This is a genomic window from [Bacillus] caldolyticus, from assembly GCF_003595605.1.
Classification (GTDB): Bacteria; Bacillota; Bacilli; order Bacillales; family Anoxybacillaceae; genus Geobacillus; species Geobacillus thermoleovorans.
Genome location: NZ_CP025074.1, coordinates 1,006,676 through 1,024,254 on the forward strand (window position 1 = coordinate 1,006,676; position 17,579 = coordinate 1,024,254).

Below are 17,579 nucleotides of genomic sequence, written 5' to 3' on the forward strand. Positions count from 1 at the left end.
CCCCTTACTCATCAATATCGCGTTTTTGCTTCGCCGCATTCGGATCGTAACGAAACCGCGACCGCGGACGAAGAAACATCGGCCGCTCCGCCGTTTCACTGTATGGCGAACGAATGAATGTATCGCGGAAGCTGCGAACACGAAATGGATAAAACGGCAGCAAATACGGATAACCAAACGACTGCAGCCGCCCTAAATGAATGAGCAGTCCACAGACAGCAAAGATGATGCCGATCCCGCCCCAGAAAGCGGCAAACAAAATAAACGGGAACCGGATAAACCGGATCGTGTTGGACATTTTGAAAATCGGCGTTGTAAACGAAGCGAGCGCCGCCAACGCGACGACAATCAACAAAATCGTACTCGTCAGCCCGGCATCAACGGTTGCTTGCCCGATGACAATCCCACCGACAATTCCGAGCGTTTGCGCGACTTTCGTCGGCAGCCGCGCCCCGGCCTCGCGCAACAGCTCAATCGTAATTTCCAAAAACAGCACCTCGAGCATCGGCGGAAATGGCACGTTCGAGCGTGAATAAATGATCGGTCCAAGCAAGTCTTCGGGAATCATTTCATAATGATACGTCAGCACCGCCACATAAATCGGCGACGCCAACACCGAAAACGCAACGCCGAAAAACCGGATGAGCCGGAAAAACGTACCGAGCACCCATGGCAAATAATAGTCTTCCGGCGACGTAAAAAAATCGAAGAGAGCGGCGGGGCCAATCACGGCATACGGGGAGCCGTCGCAAAAAATGGCCACCTGCCCCGACACAAGCGCATAAATGGCCCGGTCGATCCGCTCGGTCGAGATAAAAAGAGGAAACGGTGTCCGCGAATTGTCCGCGAGCAGCTGATCCAAAATAGCGTTGTCAAACACGAGGTCAAAATGAATGGACTCAAGCCGCTGCGTCACCGTTTGAATGACTTCCGGATTAGCGACACCGTCGATGTAGGCGATGACCACTTTCGTTTTCGACATCGAACCGATCGACATTTCCCGAAACACAAGATTTGGCGTCACCACTTGCCGGCGGATGAGATGCAAGTTGACGCCGACATTTTCCACAAATCCGACTTTGGGCCCAACGACGCTGAATTCGTTTTCCGAATCATTGTTTTCCCGAAGCCCCAAATTTTCAGCCGCGGCGCCCATGAGCGCCGCTTTGTTCGGTTGCTCGCGGAAGGTGACCGCGACAAACCCTTTCAGCACCTTCTCTTCAATCAGTGCCGTGTCTTCACTCACCTCAATGCGCTGAATCGGCACGATTTGCTGCAAGTCTTCCAATCGGACGTTCGGATGCTGGGGAATGTCGTTTTGCAAATGGCAAAAAATCCGCTCTTGCAGCACTTGCGGATCAACGAGCGAATCGAAATAGTAAATCGACAGCTCCTTGCCTCCGACAACAAACGACACTTCGACAAAATCGCTCGATTGCCGAAGCTTTTCCCAAAGTTGCGAAAGATTCCTCTGTGCGGGGCGCTTTTTCTTTTTCTTCCAAAACGAGAACCAACCCACGATGATCCCCTCGCCTTTCCGTTTACGGCATAGTCTTCCAATCGATCGATATTTTTATGCATCCCCCTTTCATCCTATTGATTCGACAAAATCTTCTATATATTATTGAAAATAGACAAATAAAAAAAGGAGAATCGTCTATGAACAAATTGACGAAACGGCGCCGGGCAAAACAGGCGTTAAAAAAAGTAACAGCAACGGCGGAAGCACTGCGGCGGTCCATCGACCGAACGCGCCCGCTTGAAGAGCAGCTCGACCGCATCCGCGCCTTGTTGGATGAACAGCTTGGCCATGATGAATATTTTGTTCTTGTCGATGAAAACGGATACGGACTCGTTCATACGAACCGCCTCCGCGAGGGAAGGGTGTTTGCCGACCCGGTCGGGCTGGCTGCCGCCCGCACGAACGAGCCGCTCTTGCAAGTGTACGAACGCGATACAGGCGAAGTGTTGATTGACGCCAGTTGCCCGCTTTGGACGGAGCCGGGCGGAAGGCGGATCAATTTGCGGATGGGGCGGCTCATGCACCGTCCGTATTTGCAATGGGCGTTAGCAAGCATCGCCATCGCGCCCGCAGCCGTTGGGCTGGCCGCTTCCATCGCAGGGGCGCCGCCCGTTTTTGCCGCGCTGTGCGCCGCTGCGGTTGGGCTTGGGCTTGGCGCCGCCTGGCATCGGGCCATTGCCGCCCAGCTTCGCCATTGGTACAGCGTCACCCGCACTGTCTCCTCGGGTCAATTGCGGACAGAAGTGAAAACGACGGGAAAACGGGATGAATTTCATCAAATCGCCTACGAAATCAACAAAATGATTCTCGGCATCCGCACGATCATCAATGAGCTTGGCAAAGCGGCCAAAACGGTGCATGATGTCAGCCATGAGCAACAAATGGAAATGCGCCGCCTCTCTGAATCGTTTGACGAAATCGCCGCTGCTGTTGAAACGTTCCGCGAAGGGGCGAAACAACAAACGACCGCTGTCGAACAAGCGGGTGACGTCATCGGGCAGATGGTGGAACGCGTGCAACTCATGCGGGCCGCCGTTGAACGCGTCGTACGGCAAGCGGGCGACGCTTGGTCGTCAGCAGCAGAAGGCATCCGCCTCATTGAGGAAACGAAAACAAACATGGACGCGATGCAGCGCGGCATCGGCGAAATGACTGCCCTCATCGACAAAGCAGCCAATGAAGCAGCGCGCGTTCATGAGATGATCGCCGCCATTCGCACGATCGCCAAACAAACGAACTTGCTCGCCCTAAACGCCTCGATCGAAGCGGCGCGGGCCGGTGAAGCGGGCCGCGGTTTTTCGATCGTCGCCGAAGAAGTCCGAAAGCTCGCTGAAGATACAAACGCGTTCGCCGCTGAAATTTTTGCTTCGCTCGACGCCATGACGAACGCGCTCAAAGAAACGGTGCAAGCTGTACAAGGAAGCGGCCTCCGCGTTGAAACAACGAAAGACTCTCTTTGGAAAACAGGGGAAACGTTCACATCGTTTCAAGGCATGTTCGCCCAACTGAACGACTTGCTTCAGCAAAACGAAGCGTATGTTAACGCCATCACCGCCGATGGCGAGCAGCTCGGCGGACTGATGGAAGACGTACGCACCGTCGCCGCCGATTTTTCAAATATGGTGCAAGAAACGGCGGCTGGACTTGAGCAACAAACGCTCGCCCTTCACCAGCTGGCTCGGGAAGCCGACACGTTGGCTGCAGCAGCGCGCGATTTAGAAAAAATGATCGCCCGCTTCCACTCATAACGAAACGAAGCCCTTTCGTCCCCCTTCACCAAAAAACTTTGGGGAACGAAAGGGCTCATTTACCGGCGCGGCAGCTGCCGGCGCCAAAGAAGCCACAACAGCACAAGACTCATATAACCAAACAGCGGATAGATGAATGACAGCAGCTCCCCGTAATGAAACGGGCTGACCGCCGCAAACAGCAAAACGAGCAGCACGCCCATCCATTTCCCGCCAAGCGGCGCCCAAACGCACACTTGACGTGCGAGCCCAAACATGCCGCCGATGACCGATGTAAAAATTTCTCCGTAAATGACGACGACATAAAGCCAATACAACACAGTAAAAAACGTATGAACGACTTCGGCCATTGGAATATCATAATCGTCCTTGTGTGGAAACGACAGCAGCACCATATGGTTCAACAGCAGCAAAACCGTCAACACCATTCCGCCTAACATCGCTCCGCGCCTCACCGCTCGCTCATCGGTCGCTTCGCGGGCGATGGGGACAAGCACCGCTTGGGCCATCGCCAAGTTAAAGGCCGCATAGGAAAACGGGGACAACATCGCCTTGAGGGAATAGTCCACCGCAGCCATGTCCGGACGGCACAAATCGCCAGCCACGATTGTTTTCACAAAGGCGATGGCGCTGAACAGCACCATCATCGGCGCGACGAACACGTTGACGCCAAACAGCCCTTTGCGGTCAAACAACATGACAAGAAGCGCCAAACCGAGCGTCAGCGTGACGCCCGCCTGCCTCGGCCAGCCGATCTGCTCTTCAAACACCGCACCCGCCCCGGCGATCATCACCGCCGTCACCCCCGCGATCATCACCGTCATCACAAGCGTCACAAACGGACTCAACATTCTTCCGAACAAATAGCGATTCAATTCATCATAGGACGCGGCTCCAATGCGGCGCGCCATCACCATCAGGCGCGCGCCGCCCCATGTGAACAAAACGCCGCTGACCGCCACCCCGATCGTCCCAGCCATTCCGTAGCGGGTAAAAAATTCAATAATTTCCCTGCCAGTCGCAAATCCCGCTCCAATCACCGTGCCGACGTAAACAGCGGCGATTTGCCATGCTTCCGACCATTCCGCTTTCTTCTTCACTGACTGCCCTCTCCTTCTCCTTGTCCGTTGCTTTACTTCCATATATATGTCCGCAGCGGACAAGAAAGACGAGTAGAAAAAAAGGATGCCTCCCTCGGCATCCTTCGTTACTGAACCGTCACTTGTTCGACTTGATGTTCGTGCAGCCCGCCGCTTCCTTCGACGTGCACTTTCACCGAATACGTTCCTTTGTTGGCAAACGTGGCCATGGCTTCGTATTCGCCGTTTCCTTTTTCATCTGCATCCACAAATTCATGCTTATTGTCCGCCTGCCAAATCTCAAAGCGAACGGTGGCGTTCGTAAACGGCTTCCCATCTTTGGTGAGGTGAACGGTCAATGCCGCCGGTTTTCCGGCTTCGAACGAACGGGACGACAGCGAAATGGCGACGGCGCCATGATGGTGTTCTTCAGCACTGCCTTGGGAATTTTCGCGCGCACCGTCAGCCGTCGCCGCCTGTTCCGGGCTGCCGGCGACAATATCTTTCTTCGGCATGTTATGCATGTCGCGCGCCGTCACATGGGCGACCACCGAATATGTTCCCGCTTCGGTGAACGTTTTTTCCACCGAGTATCGGCCGTCGCCGTCATGCTTCGCTTCAAGCATTTCCCGCTCGTCGCTTCCATGCTTCCATACTTCAAACTTGACTTCGTTCGCATCGTCTACTTTTTCGCCGCCGTACGTCACGACGCAGGCGAGCTTGGTCGGTTTGTTCAAATCGATATGATCCGGCGCATCGATTTTCACGTCAAGCACGGCCGGCGTCTCGGCTTGCTTGTTGTGATTTGTACAAGCAGCCATGATCATCATCCCCAAAAGTACAACAGCAAACGCGAAACCAACATGTCTTCTCATCTTCACCTTTCTCCTTTTTCCTTCAAATTCATGATCATCGTCAGCACCAAAGACGGAGTCTTTTCCGCCTCTTTTTCTGTTTTTCACTTTATCATAGCTTTGCCGCACCTACATTAGTATTCACCATTTTTTCAAAAACATTTCATCGTTATCACAATTTTTTTGTACAAAACACTTGAAAGTCAAAAAAGGTCAAAGTATAATAAAGTCAGAAAGTCAAAGAAAGTCAAAGTCAAAACCTGAATAATGGAAAAGGGGGTATGCTTCATGCGCTGCCAAGCATGCCAACAACGTGAAGCAACGGTGTTTGTCAACTTGCAATGGAACGGTGAAAAACAACAACTTCACCTGTGCCATGAATGCTATGAAAAACAAAAACAACAATTGTCGATTCCGATGATGAACTTCGGCTTTTCGCCGTTTTCCTTTGATGACTTCTTTACTAGCCCGTTCACAGCCGCCAACGCGGGGATGAGCTCGCCAGAAACGATGGCGAAACGCCCGCAAAGCCATAGCGGCGGATTTTTGGATCAGTTTGGCCGCAACTTGACGCAAATGGCCAAAGCGGGCTTGATCGATCCGGTCATCGGCCGCGACAAAGAAATTGCGCGCGTCATGGAAATTTTAAACCGCCGCAACAAAAACAACCCGGTGTTGATCGGGGAGCCGGGCGTCGGGAAAACGGCCATCGTTGAAGGGCTGGCGCTGAAAATTGCCGAAGGGCAAGTGCCAGAAAAACTGTTGAACAAAGAAGTGTACTTGCTTGACGTCGCTTCGCTTGTTGCCAACACCGGCATCCGCGGCCAGTTTGAAGAGCGGATGAAACGGCTCATCGCCGAATTGCAAGAGCGGAAAAACATCATCTTGTTCATTGACGAAATCCACCTGCTCGTCGGCGCTGGCGCCGCTGAAGGCTCGATGGACGCCGGCAATATTTTAAAACCGGCGCTCGCCCGCGGGGAACTGCAAGTCGTTGGGGCGACGACGCTCAAAGAATACCGGCAAATTGAAAAAGACGCGGCTCTTGAGCGCCGCTTCCAACCGGTCATCGTCCACGAGCCGACCGTTGAGGAAGCGATCGCCATCTTAAAAGGCATCCAGCCGAAATACGAACAATTCCACCATGTCCGCTATACGGATGAAGCGATCGAAGCGTGCGTGAAACTGTCGCACCGCTACATTCAAGACCGCTTCCTCCCGGACAAAGCCATCGACTTGCTTGACGAGGCCGGCTCGAAAGCGAACTTGCGCCTCGGTCCGACCGATGAAAAACAACTGCAAGAGCGGTTGATCCAAATCGCGAAAGAAAAAGAACAAGCGGCGAAAGAAGAAAACTACGAATTGGCGGCGAAACTGCGCGATGAAGAGCTGAAGCTCGAAAAACAACTCGAGCAAGGCGTCAACCAAGAACGCCCTGTCGTCGATGCCGCCGACATCGAACAAATCATCGCCGAGAAAACCGGCATCCCGGTCGGCAAGCTGCAAGCCGATGAAAAAGAAAAAATGAAACATCTTGAAGAACACTTGGCGAAAAAAGTGATCGGCCAAGCGGAAGCGGTGAAAAAAGTCGCCAAAGCCATTCGCCGCAGCCGCGCCGGCTTGAAAGCGAAACACCGCCCGATCGGTTCGTTCTTGTTCGTCGGCCCGACCGGCGTCGGGAAAACGGAGCTCGCCAAAACGCTCGCTGAAGAGCTGTTTGGCACAAAAGACGCCATGATTCGCCTCGATATGAGCGAATACATGGAGAAACATTCCGTCTCGAAGCTGATCGGTTCGCCGCCGGGCTATGTCGGCTTTGAAGAAGCCGGCCAGCTGACGGAAAAAGTACGCCGCAATCCGTACAGCATCATCTTGCTTGACGAGATTGAAAAAGCGCACCCGGATGTGCAGCACATTTTCTTGCAAATTTTAGAAGATGGCCGCCTAACCGACAGCCAAGGCCGCACCGTCAGCTTCAAAGACACGGTCATCATCGCGACAAGCAACGCCGGTGCGACCGACAAAAAAATCACCGTCGGCTTTGAAAAAGAGGGCAACGGGCAAACAAGCGTCCTTGACTCTTTGAGCGCCTACTTCAAGCCGGAATTTTTGAACCGCTTCGACGCCATCATCGAGTTCAAGCCGCTCGAAAAAGCACACTTGCTTGAGATCGTCGACTTAATGCTCGCTGACGTCAAAGCAGCGATGCGCGAACAAGGCATCGAACTCGAAGTGACCGAAGCGGCGAAAGAAAAACTGGCCGAACTCGGCTACCATCCGGCCTTCGGCGCCCGCCCGCTCCGCCGCGTCATCCAAGAGCATGTCGAAGACAACATCGCCGACTGCCTGCTTGACGCAAGCAGTCCCGTGCGCGCAATCCGCATCGACGCCGAAGGGGACGCCATTGTGGCGAAAATCGAATCATAACTTACAACAGAGGATCCGCCGAACATCAATTTTGCTTTCGGCGGATCTTTCTTTCCAATGGACCGTTTATCAAACCGATTTTTCACCTCGATTCAGTCAAGCACACTTTTAGTGAAGGGGTGAATATTTTATAAAATAATTTTTTTGGAAATATTATTGACACTTACTTTTTTTTTTTGCTAAAAATAAGTTATAAATTCTAAATATTAGGAGGGATTGTGATGTTCAAAAGAAAGATGATTCAAACCATTAGTCCGATTCTTTTGGCTGGATTGCTTTCTCTTACCCCATTTAAATAAGACAGAAGCAGAAATCAATCCAACCTATATCCCTTATGATGGATATGAATACGTTCACAGCACAGATACAAGAGGGCTGACCATTTATTGGACTCATACCCACGTAAACAACAAATCTACTACTGACACTGTTTCCCACACAGTCAAGAGAGAAGCGTATGCAACCGCTACTGTTTCTTCGTCGTCCACATTTAACGAGATGGTCCTGGAAGTAGGAATTAGTACGGAAGTAAGTTTAGGAGCGCGGGTGGAAAAAACAACAACTGTTACTTGGACGATCCCTCCTTATTCCACCTATACCCTTCGATATGGAAGCCGTTGGGTGAAAGCGACCGGTAAAGAAAATTACTACAGCAGAGGAACTCTCATCAGCTCGAAAACCGTCAGCGGACAATGGACATATGAGGGATATTCCGACAGCATTAAACAAAACTAAACACTCATGAATGGTGATTTTATGAGCAAAAAATTTTTCCATCCCCTTTTCATCTGCTTTCTCTTGCTGGCGGCGTGCGAACGCGGACACGACCCCGCCCCTGTTGCGCTGCATCCGTTGGAGAAAGCGAAGCAGGAACATGAAAAAGCGGAGACGGAACAAAAGCCGTTATCGTTGGAACAGAAATTTCTCCCTCCGCATTTTCTAGTCAATCAATTTATTGCAAAGGCGACAAGTCGATCGATCGAGCTGACGATTCATTACACCATCTCGGAACAGCTGTACCGTTTGCTTGAACAGTATCGAGATTACTATTTCGTCATTCAATATCCAGAGGAACTCTCGCGTCTGACCCATGTTGACCGTTCCAACGCTGTCAAAGGCCCTTTGCCGGCAAACGGACAGTTATCATATACCATCACCATTTCTTCCACTTGGACAAATGATATACCAAAAGATTTGATCAATCGAATCAATCATGGAGACTTGCGGTACAATCTTCTCATTTTGGACAAAGAACGGTTCCCCGTGCATATTTTCAATGATGTTCAATGGTACCAATCGTTCGACCCAAACAAAGGATCCAGCGTCATTTCGGAAGACGGTGGTGCAAGAAAATGACGGCCGTTCGGTCAAACGTTTTCATCGACCGCACGTCCGTTTCTTGAGGTCAGACTCTTTCGCACGAATAAAGGATTTTCGCTGTAAAAAGGGGCGGTCGCCATCGCCTCTTTTTCTTTTTCCGTCTTTTCTCCAGGAACGAAAAAATTTTGCTATAATGAAGAAAAACGCAAGGGGGCATCGCGATTGCCAAACGAAATGGAGACGATCATCATTCAGACGCTCCGCCCGGCTCTTCACCCGTTCGTCATCTACCTGTTCGGTTCAGCCGCCCGTGGGACGCTGCGCCCAGACAGCGATGTCGACATCGCCTTTGTCAGCGACGGCGAACCGCATGATCCGTATGAGCTGTTTCGGCTCGCCGGGGAGTTGGCTGACAAGTTAGGGCGCGATGTCGATCTTGTCGATTTGCGCCAAGCCAGCACCGTGTTTCAAGCGCAAGTCGTCTCAAGCGCAAAGGTGATCGATTGTGGCGACGAACGGAAACGAATGGAGTTTGAAATGAAAACGTTGAAAATGTATGCAAAGCTGAATGAAGAGAGGGAGCCGGTGTTAAAACGAATTGCGGAAAGTGGGTCGGTGTATGAAAAATGATGTGATTTTGAATAAGATCAGCATCATTGAACGATGCCTAAAACGAATTGACGAGGAATATGACCACGACCCAAAAATTTACAAAATGACACAAAACAAGATTCGATCGTTCTGAATTTGCAGCGGGCGTGCGAGGCCTGCATCGATTTGGCCATGCATATCGTGGCCGAGCAGAAATTCGGACTGCCGCAGCATAGCCGCGATGCGTTCTCCCTTCTTGAAGAACACGGCGTGATCTCTTCCGCTGTAAGCAAAAAGATGAAGGCGATGGTCGGATTCCGCAACATCGCCGTTCACGACTACCAACAACTGAACCTTGGCATCTTGCAAGCCATCGTCGAACACCATCTTGATGATTTCAAACAATTTACGAAAGCCATCCTCGATTATGCCAAGAAAAACAGCTAGGCCGGCTTCAGTGCGGAAGCCGGCCGTTTAGCGCCGCAGACCGTTCATCAACACGTGAATCGTCCGCTCCATCTCCGCCTCATCGTCCCAATTGTGGTCAGGCAAAAGGAGAAAACGAGCGGCCAAAAAGCCGGCGAGCGATGTGATCGTCAAACGAATGACCGAATCAACCGGCCACTCGGCCAACTCCCCTTTCTCTTGAAAATGGCGGACAATGCGGGCGAATTTTGGATACACGTGCTCTGTAAACACGCGTTGAAAGCACTGTTTAATCTCGGAATGAAAGGCGAGCTCCTGCCAAAGCACACGAATCGCTGGCAAATACTTTTTCACAAAGGCGTAGCGATTGGAAAACACCGCGCGCAAAAACTGTTCGTACGTCTCATATTCGTTGTCAAACACTTCACGGACAAACTCTTTCGCCAAAAACGGGGCGACGGACTGAAACAATGTCGGCGTGACGATCGCCAACAATAAGTCTTTTTTCGTCTTATAGTGGCGGAAGATCGTGCCTTCCGCCACCCCGGCCTTTTTGGCGATTTCGCTCGTCGAGGTCGCCGCATAGCCTTTTTCGGCAAACATTTCCACTGCGGCTTCCAAAATTTTCAGCTGCTTTTCACTGAACTGCCCTTCCTTGCCGCCGATTTGCAGCAGCTCTTGAATCCATGGATGCTCACTCATGGCTATACTCCTTACAGCTTGCGGTATTTTTTCAGCGCTACTACATTTAATAGCATAAACAGCAACGTAAAGCCAAGCAGCACGTACACATCCACGGCGATGGCGCCAAAGCCCTCTCCCCGCACCATAATATCGCGCAGCGCATCCGCCCCGTAGGTGAGCGGCATGATGACGCTCAGCGAGCGAAGCCATTCTTCCATCGTGTCAAGATTGAACAAGCCGGAGAAAAACACTTGCGGCACGACGACAAGCGGGATAAACTGCACCATTTGCAGCTCGTTGTTGGCGAACGCCGACAGCAGCATCCCAAGCGCAAGCGCCGTCATCGCCAACAAAAACGTAATGAGCAGCACATACCCGAACGAACCTTCCATCATCATGTCGAGCACATCAATGGCAAACCATGAAATTAAGCTTGCCTGAATCGTCGTAAACAATCCGAACCCGATCATGTAGCCGGCGACCATTTCCCAGCGCCTGAGCGGCGTCGCCATCAGCCGCTCGAGCGTCCCGTTCGTCCGCTCGCGCAAAAATGACACTCCAGCAATCAAAAAGACAAAAAAGAAGACGAAAAAGCCGATCAGCACGGGGCCGAAATAATCAAATGACGCCATGTCGCTTGATCCGTGCCAATACGTTGTTTTCAGCTGAAACGGGGGCTTGGGCGCCATGGACTGAAACGCCTTTTGCACCGCGGCCATCACCGCCTGATTGGCCGTCGGGTCGCTTCCTTCCAGCGTAAGGTGCGGAGCGCTTCCGCTCATGTCAAGCCACGCGTCAATGTCTTGATCGTCCAGCTGCTTTCGCGCTTGTTTTGCTGACAGCTCTTTCACGTTCGCTCCTGCTTCTTTCAACTTGTCAACAACCACCTCAGGCACGTGTTCGCTGACGGCAATGGCTGGTTTGTATTCTTCGCCATTAAACACCAAATCCATTAACAACAAGACGAACATCGGCGCGACAATCATGAGCGCCAGCGTGCGCTTGTCGCGGAAAAACTGGCGGATGATGCGGACGACAATGGCCAACACTCTCATCGACGGACACCTCCAAACGTCAAAAACGCTTGCTCAATCGTTTCCGCGCCTGCTTCCTGTTTCAATTCATCCGGGCGGCCGACGGCGATCAGACGGCCTTCGCGAATCATGCCAAGCCGCCCGCACTTTTCCGCTTCATCCATCACATGGGTCGTGACGACAATGGTTGTGCCGCGCTGGCGAATCCGCTCAAGCTCCGCCCAAATCGATTGGCGCAGCACCGGATCGATGCCGACCGTCGGCTCATCCAAAATAAGCACGTCCGGTTCATGAAGCAAGGCGATCGCCAGCGACAACCGACGCTTCATCCCTCCTGAATATTGGTGCACCGGCTTTTTTCGATCATTCGTTAAGTTGACAAGCGCCAACATGTCATCGATCCGCTCTTTTTGTTTTTTCCCTCGCAACCCGTAGATGGAAGCAAAAAATTGCATGTTCTCCAGCGCAGTCAATTCTCCGTACAGGGCATCCGACTGGGCCATAAAGCCGATCCGCTTCATGGCGCCAAGATTGGGCATATTCACGCCGAGCACGCGAATCGTCCCTTCGCTCGCCGCATCAATGCCGGCGATCATGCGCACCAACGTCGTTTTTCCTGCACCCGACGGGCCGAGCAGACCGAAAATTTCTCCCGCGCGGACATCCAACGACACATCGTGGATGACTACTTTTTTTCCAAACCGCTTGGAGACACGCTCGACTTGAATACATGGATTGGCGGTCATTGCTTTTCTCCCCTTTGCATAGTAGTGAGTAATCACTCATATATAGTATAAAAAGATAAACCTTTTTGTGAAGTGAGTAATCACTCACAAAATACATTTTTTAAGCTGCCGACGGTTCGGCAGTCCACCTACTGTTCCATCAATTGGACGTCTCGCCAGCCGTAGCACCACTCCCATAATGCTTTTCCACCGATTTCCACCCTTTCCTCGGCCAGTTTTTCACCGCCAAGCCGTTCGTAAAAACCGCGTGACGGATTGTCGGCAAGCACCCAGACGACCAGCGAATGAATGCCTTTTTGCGCCAAATGGCGGATCAACGCTTGAACGAGTTGCCGGCCGAGCCCTTTTCCTTGCACCTCTTTAAGCAAATAAATCGCATACAGCTCCCCGTCATACTTCGCTATCAGACCGTCGGCTGCCCGATTTGGTCCGCCGGAGACGAATCCAACGACGCGTCCGTTTTCCTCGGCGACAAACACGGAATGGTCCGATTGGCTGAGCACCTTCTCCCATAACGTTTGTTTTTCTCCCACTGCCAACGTCTCCAAGTACGCGTCCGGCACGATGCCGCTGTACGTCGTCTTCCAACTTTCGACGTGGACCGAAGCGATGGCCAGTGCGTCGACCCATGTGGCTTTACGGATCATCGTTTTCCCCCTTTTCCCCAGTTTGATAGAAGTTTTCAAATTGAACGCTCTCCCACCTACGCTTGAGCTTTGAGGTGAGAGATTGTTGGAAACACCCGCCCCACAGCAGGCTGTCAACCAAGCCATCCCCGCCCAACACGTGGAAGTGGGGGTCTTCTCGGCGCGAGATGATAAAGAAAAGCAGGGCGGTGCTGTTCCCGCCCGCCTTCTTTGCTTCTTTTTACAAAGCTTTGTCATCGACGCTGTCCAACCACCGCTCGATATGGCCGACGACCGAAGCGACCGCCCCGTCAGCAAACGGCGACTTTAGGTTGGCGCTTTTGACGAGCTCAGTAAACGGCCGGCAGCCGCCCAATCGGCAAAGCGCCACATAGTCGCGCCAGGCTGATTCCCGGTCTTCCTGCGCCCGCTTCCAAAACTGGAACGCGCACACTTGCGCCAATGTATAATCAATGTAATAAAACGGGTCGGTGTAAATGTGCCCTTGCCGCTGCCAAAATCCGCCGCGCTCAAGGTAGTCATGGCCGGCGTAGTCTCTTGTCGGCAAATACGCTTTTTCGATGTTGCGCCAGACACTCTTCCGCTCAGCCGGCGTCATATCCGGGTTCTCGTAGACAGCGTGCTGAAATTCATCGACTGCAACGCCGTACGGCAAAAACAAAAGTGCGTCGCTCAAATGGGCGAACCGGTATTTGTCGGCGTCTTCGCCGAAAAAGAGCTCCATCCACGGCCATGTGAAAAATTCCATGCTCATCGAATGGATTTCACACGCCTCAAGCGTCGGCCAGTTGTATTCCGGAATGTCGTAATGACGGCTTTCATACACTTGGAACGCATGTCCGGCTTCATGGGTCAATACGTCAATGTCGCCGGACGTTCCGGTAAAGTTCGAGAAAATAAACGGCGCCTTGTAATCATCGATATACGTGCAATAGCCGCCGCCCGCCTTTCCTTTTTTGGCGACGAGGTCCATCAATTCGTGTTCGACCATATAGCGGAAAAACTCGCCGGTTTCCGGCGACAGCTCTTCATACATGCGCCGGCCGTTTTCGACAATCCAGCTGGCATCGCCTTTTGGCGCCGGGTTGCCGGTTGGAAACATAAACGGTTCGTCGTAATAGTAGAGCTTCTCGACCTTGATGCGCTGCCGCTGGCGCTCGCGCAGCTTGGACGCGAGTGGGACGATGTGCGTTTTCACTTGCCGGCGGTAGCCTGCGACCATATCGGCATTGTAATCGGTCCGGCCTAAACGGGCATAGCCGAGTTCCACAAAGTTTTGGAAACCGAGCTTGCGGGCGATCGCCGTGCGGACGTGGACGAGCTCATCATACAGCTCATCGAGCTCTTTTTCGTGGTCCGTGAAAAACGAAAACCGCGCTTCGCTCGCCCGTTGACGCATCGTGCGGTCCGGCGACTCGACAAACGGCTGCAGCTGGGCAAGCGTCCGCTCTTCCCCTTCAAACATGATTTTCGCCGATGCGATGAGCTTCGTATATTCGCTTGCCAGCTTGTTTTCTTTTTGCAAGTCCTCTACAATCGCCGGCGCGTATGTTTTCAGCTGTGTTTCGGCCAACGCAAACAGCTGTTTCCCCCATACTTGTTCCAATTCAGCGCGGAACGACGAGGAAACAAGCGCGCGGTAATAATCGTTGACAAGCCCCTTGACGATCGGCTCCGTTTCATCGAAAAAGTCTTGTTCTTTCTTATAGAACTCATCGTTTGTATCGATCGTATGGCGAATATGGCAAAGGTTCGCCATCGTGCTGTAGCGGCGGCGCAGCTCATTGATCCGCTTCATCGCCTCGTGTTGCAAGGCGGCGCTCCCGGCGCGGCGGAACGAATCAAGCGCTTCTTGAAACGATGCTTGCAATTGAGCGATGTCCGGCCGCTCGTAACGAAATTCGGAAAACTTCATGCTCTGTCCCTTCTTTCCTTTCATTTTTATATTTTTTCATCACTCAGCTGACCTACTGTTTATTCGCCATGAATCCTCAAAATCCTTCTCGATTTCCCATTCTCTGGGTTCATCACCACAAATTATACTAATCATTTCACTCATATTTCGCAACCTTTGCATCATATACAAAAAACAATCCATATATGCGCATAAAAAGGCTCTTCACCAAAATTTTGCGCTTTCTCTTTTCCATCGGTCCATCAGGCGCGTTGGAAATCTTTATCTGAGAGAGCGTGCAAACGTTCCGAAAGAATGTGCAAAATCTGGAACAATTGGAGGCTTGGATTCATCGTTATTCGTTTTGTCCTTGTTCAGTTGTGCGAGCCATCGCAAAATCACTCGTCAAACGAACAGACGAAATCATATCATGCATTTTATCGTCTTATTCGAATGGGAAAATGGAGGAAACGAATAACAAGATTAAGCGGATCAAACGTCGGGAATACGGATACAGAAATATCCAACGTTTTGCATTTCGGGTTCGGTTAGAAACAGCTAACATACTTTAATGGCTAGTGCAAGTACATCTTTTAGTTTTTAGTGATGAACCATTCTCTGAACAAATTTCCATTTTATTTCCTCATAGAAAAAGAAGGCAACTATCATGATCTTGATCTTCGCAACCATTTCTATTTTTCAAAAACAAATCATATTCCCATTCGCGCCCTCTTCCCCCTAGAAATAGCGGCCATGGATTGGGAATCTCGTCCCATCTTCTGTATTTCCCAAAAACATATTGACGATTTTTGTCGAATCAGGTAAGATAGTGTCGGCAACCATATACCCCCTCTCCACTTCAATGGGATAGAGGTTGCGGTGAACAAAAGTAGCGCTGCCGAGGCTCGGAGCGGTCCATGACGCAGCGGGAAAGGGTTCACCGCCGAAGTTTGCGGCGCGCTCCGGCGGCGCAAGCTGGGCCTGCGTCCGAACAGGCGCAGGACTGCCATCGCCCTTGGGCGATGGAGCGCTATCGCCATTCAGTTGGATGCGAATCGATCATGCACCCGCTGAAAAGGCGCGGGTGCTTTCTTTTTTCGAAAGGAGCGTTTTGACCTTGGATCAGCAACGAAAACTTGGCATTTGGGTGTTAACCGCGCTTGTCGTGGGCAATATGGTCGGATCCGGCATTTTCATGCTGCCGCGCTCGTTGGCGGAGGCGGCGAGCCCCATCGGCGTCATGTTCGCCTGGCTGCTGACCGGAGCCGGTGTCCTCATGACGGCGCTTGTGTTTGGCAACTTGGCAATCCGCAAGCCCGACTTAGGCGGCGGACCGCAAATTTACGCGAAGGAGCTGTTTCCGAAAGGTTCGAACTTGTCGATTTTATCCGGCTTTATGTCATCATGGGGCTACTGGGTCGGCAACTTTGCCGGCAACGTCGCCATCATCACGACGTTTGCGAGCTACTTGTCGACATTTTTTCCTGTATTAACGAGCGACAAAACCGTTCTCACGATGGGCTCGTTTACGCTAAAGCTTGGGAATTTGCTTACCTTTCTCGTCTGCACGGCGCTCCTTTGGGGGATGCATATCATCATTTTGCGCGGTGTAGAAGGCGCTGGCAAGCTGAATTTTGTCGCCACCGCGGCCAAAGTGCTTGGCTTTTTCCTATTTATCGTTATCGCCTTGTTTGCCTTTGACAAAGCGGTCATCGGCCCGCTTGATGCCCCTCGCTATGACGGGAACGGACAGCCGATCGGTTTGCTTGGACAAATCAACAACGCCGCTTTATCGACACTCTGGGCGTTTGTCGGCGTTGAATCGGCGATGGTGTTCGCTTCCCGCGCGCGCAAACAAGCGGACGTAAAACGGGCGACGATCGCCGGCCTGCTCATCGCCTTAGCCATTTACATCGGCATCAGCTTTTTGGTGATGGGCGTCTTGCCGCAACGCGAACTGATTCAATCGGAAAAACCGCTCGTGGACGCCATCAATGCCATCGTCGGACCGGTGGGCGGCTACGTGTTGGCTGGTCTTGGGCTCATTAGCCTGCTCGGCTCGACGCTCGGCTGGATCTTGTTGAGCGCCGAAGTGCCGTACCAGGCGGCGAAACAAGGGCTGTTTCTGCCGGCCTTTTTGAGAGAAAACAAGAAAAACGTGCCAAGCTTCTCGTTGACGCTATCGAATGCATTAGCCCAGCTGTTCATTTTCTCGACCATTTCCCATTCGATGGCGGCAGCGTTCGATTTTGTCATTTACATCGCTACGCTCGCCTACCTCATCCCGTATTTGATCTCTTCCGTCTTTCAGTTGAAACTCACGCTCACCGGCGAAACGTACATGGAGGCGCGCGAGCGGATGGTTGACGGAATCATTGCAGCCTTAGCGACGGTGTATTCGATCTGGGTCGTTATCGCTGGCACGGCAGACATCAAAACCTTCCTACTCGGTGTTGTCCTGCTCGCTAGCGGCCTAATCTTCTATCCGCAAGTAAAAAAAGCGGCACAGCAGGCGAAAGAAAAACAAAAATTATCGGCATAGCCAAAAAGCGAACGTCCATTATGGGGGCGTTCGTTTTTTCTGTTTTAGGCAGGATCTTGTCTTTC

The 17,579-nt window shown here is 51.9% G+C and carries 13 protein-coding genes, 2 pseudogenes and 1 riboswitch; of the genes and pseudogenes, 7 read left to right on the forward strand and 8 right to left on the reverse strand.

The window, feature by feature from the left end; genetic code table 11:
* Positions 1-4 precede the first annotated feature (4 nt).
* Positions 5-1,519 (reverse strand): spore germination protein, encoded by a 1,515-nt coding sequence (locus tag CWI35_RS05250; RefSeq protein ID WP_011230473.1) that lies wholly within the window; start codon positions 1,517-1,519, stop codon positions 5-7.
* Between the two features lie 140 nt (positions 1,520-1,659).
* On the opposite strand from CWI35_RS05250, the gene CWI35_RS05255 reads away from it, so the two are divergent.
* Positions 1,660-3,270, forward strand: coding sequence for a methyl-accepting chemotaxis protein (locus CWI35_RS05255; RefSeq protein WP_011230472.1), 1,611 nt, complete (start codon positions 1,660-1,662; stop codon positions 3,268-3,270).
* A 59-nt stretch (positions 3,271-3,329) separates the two neighbouring features.
* Here CWI35_RS05255 and CWI35_RS05260 read toward each other — a convergent pair whose 3' ends face one another.
* Together CWI35_RS05260 and CWI35_RS05265 are read right to left on the reverse strand one after the other, a co-directional pair.
* On the reverse strand, positions 3,330-4,370 hold the full coding sequence (locus CWI35_RS05260; RefSeq protein WP_011230471.1) for a YkvI family membrane protein: 1,041 nt from the start codon (positions 4,368-4,370) through the stop codon (positions 3,330-3,332).
* 107 nt (positions 4,371-4,477) lie between these two features.
* Positions 4,478-5,224, reverse strand: coding sequence for a FixH family protein (locus tag CWI35_RS05265; protein WP_119878004.1), 747 nt, complete (start codon positions 5,222-5,224; stop codon positions 4,478-4,480).
* Positions 5,225-5,491: 267 nt separating this feature from the next.
* Here CWI35_RS05265 and CWI35_RS05270 point away from each other — a divergent pair, with 267 nt between their 5' ends.
* The 4 genes and pseudogenes from CWI35_RS05270 (at position 5,492) to hepT (ending at position 9,988) form a co-directional block, all read left to right on the forward strand.
* The gene (locus tag CWI35_RS05270) at positions 5,492-7,630 is read left to right on the forward strand and encodes an ATP-dependent Clp protease ATP-binding subunit (RefSeq protein ID WP_119877547.1); all 2,139 of its coding nucleotides are present in this window, start codon (positions 5,492-5,494) and stop codon (positions 7,628-7,630) included.
* Between the two features lie 756 nt (positions 7,631-8,386).
* Complete coding sequence (locus tag CWI35_RS05280; protein WP_011230467.1) at positions 8,387-8,986, forward strand: hypothetical protein; 600 nt, start codon at positions 8,387-8,389, stop codon at positions 8,984-8,986.
* Positions 8,987-9,172: 186 nt separating this feature from the next.
* Positions 9,173-9,580 carry a type VII toxin-antitoxin system MntA family adenylyltransferase antitoxin gene (gene mntA / locus CWI35_RS05285; protein WP_011230466.1) on the forward strand — a complete coding sequence of 136 codons (408 nt, stop codon included), beginning with the start codon at positions 9,173-9,175 and terminating at the stop codon, positions 9,578-9,580.
* Positions 9,570-9,988 (forward strand): annotated as a pseudogene (gene hepT / locus CWI35_RS05290) (type VII toxin-antitoxin system HepT family RNase toxin). Before mntA ends, hepT begins: the two are co-directional and overlap by 11 nt.
* 27 nt (positions 9,989-10,015) lie before the next feature.
* Here hepT and CWI35_RS05295 read toward each other — a convergent pair.
* From CWI35_RS05295 to CWI35_RS05315, 5 genes are all read right to left on the reverse strand, one after another.
* A complete protein-coding gene (locus CWI35_RS05295; RefSeq protein WP_119877548.1) occupies positions 10,016-10,669 on the reverse strand; it encodes a TetR/AcrR family transcriptional regulator in 654 nt (217 codons plus the stop codon).
* Positions 10,670-10,680: 11 nt separating this feature from the next.
* Positions 10,681-11,706, reverse strand: a complete 1,026-nt coding sequence (locus tag CWI35_RS05300; protein WP_023634218.1) for an ABC transporter permease — start codon at positions 11,704-11,706, stop codon at positions 10,681-10,683.
* Positions 11,703-12,431, reverse strand: coding sequence for an ABC transporter ATP-binding protein (locus CWI35_RS05305; protein WP_023634217.1), 729 nt, complete (start codon positions 12,429-12,431; stop codon positions 11,703-11,705). Before CWI35_RS05305 ends, CWI35_RS05300 begins: the two co-directional genes overlap by 4 nt.
* A gap of 128 nt (positions 12,432-12,559) precedes the next feature.
* Positions 12,560-13,078: a GNAT family N-acetyltransferase gene (locus tag CWI35_RS05310; RefSeq protein ID WP_011230465.1), complete on the reverse strand. Its 519-nt coding sequence runs from the start codon at positions 13,076-13,078 to the stop codon at positions 12,560-12,562.
* Between the two features lie 220 nt (positions 13,079-13,298).
* Positions 13,299-14,993 (reverse strand): M3 family oligoendopeptidase, encoded by a 1,695-nt coding sequence (locus CWI35_RS05315; protein ID WP_119877549.1) that lies wholly within the window; start codon positions 14,991-14,993, stop codon positions 13,299-13,301.
* Between the two features lie 299 nt (positions 14,994-15,292).
* On the opposite strand from CWI35_RS05315, the pseudogene CWI35_RS05325 reads away from it, so the two are divergent.
* Both CWI35_RS05325 and CWI35_RS05335 read left to right on the forward strand, forming a co-directional pair.
* Positions 15,293-15,544: pseudogene (locus tag CWI35_RS05325) on the forward strand (transposase); the annotation flags it as partial.
* 288 nt (positions 15,545-15,832) lie between these two features.
* Positions 15,833-16,013, forward strand: a riboswitch (Lysine riboswitch).
* Positions 16,014-16,089: 76 nt separating this feature from the next.
* On the forward strand, positions 16,090-17,514 hold the full coding sequence (locus CWI35_RS05335; protein WP_119877551.1) for an amino acid permease: 1,425 nt from the start codon (positions 16,090-16,092) through the stop codon (positions 17,512-17,514).
* The last annotated feature ends 65 nt before the right edge of the window (positions 17,515-17,579 follow it).

Coding starts and splice junctions, on each gene's coding strand:
- CWI35_RS05265 (WP_119878004.1), bottom strand. CDS start 5,224: ATGAGAAGACATGTTGGTTTCGCGTTTGCTGTTGTACTTTTGGGGATG.
- CWI35_RS05310 (WP_011230465.1), bottom strand. CDS start 13,078: ATGATCCGTAAAGCCACATGGGTCGACGCACTGGCCATCGCTTCGGTC.
- CWI35_RS05295 (WP_119877548.1), bottom strand. CDS start 10,669: ATGAGTGAGCATCCATGGATTCAAGAGCTGCTGCAAATCGGCGGCAAG.
- CWI35_RS05315 (WP_119877549.1), bottom strand. CDS start 14,993: ATGAAGTTTTCCGAATTTCGTTACGAGCGGCCGGACATCGCTCAATTG.
- CWI35_RS05255 (WP_011230472.1), top strand. CDS start 1,660: ATGAACAAATTGACGAAACGGCGCCGGGCAAAACAGGCGTTAAAAAAA.
- CWI35_RS05280 (WP_011230467.1), top strand. CDS start 8,387: ATGAGCAAAAAATTTTTCCATCCCCTTTTCATCTGCTTTCTCTTGCTG.
- CWI35_RS05300 (WP_023634218.1), bottom strand. CDS start 11,706: ATGAGAGTGTTGGCCATTGTCGTCCGCATCATCCGCCAGTTTTTCCGC.
- CWI35_RS05270 (WP_119877547.1), top strand. CDS start 5,492: ATGCGCTGCCAAGCATGCCAACAACGTGAAGCAACGGTGTTTGTCAAC.
- CWI35_RS05305 (WP_023634217.1), bottom strand. CDS start 12,431: ATGACCGCCAATCCATGTATTCAAGTCGAGCGTGTCTCCAAGCGGTTT.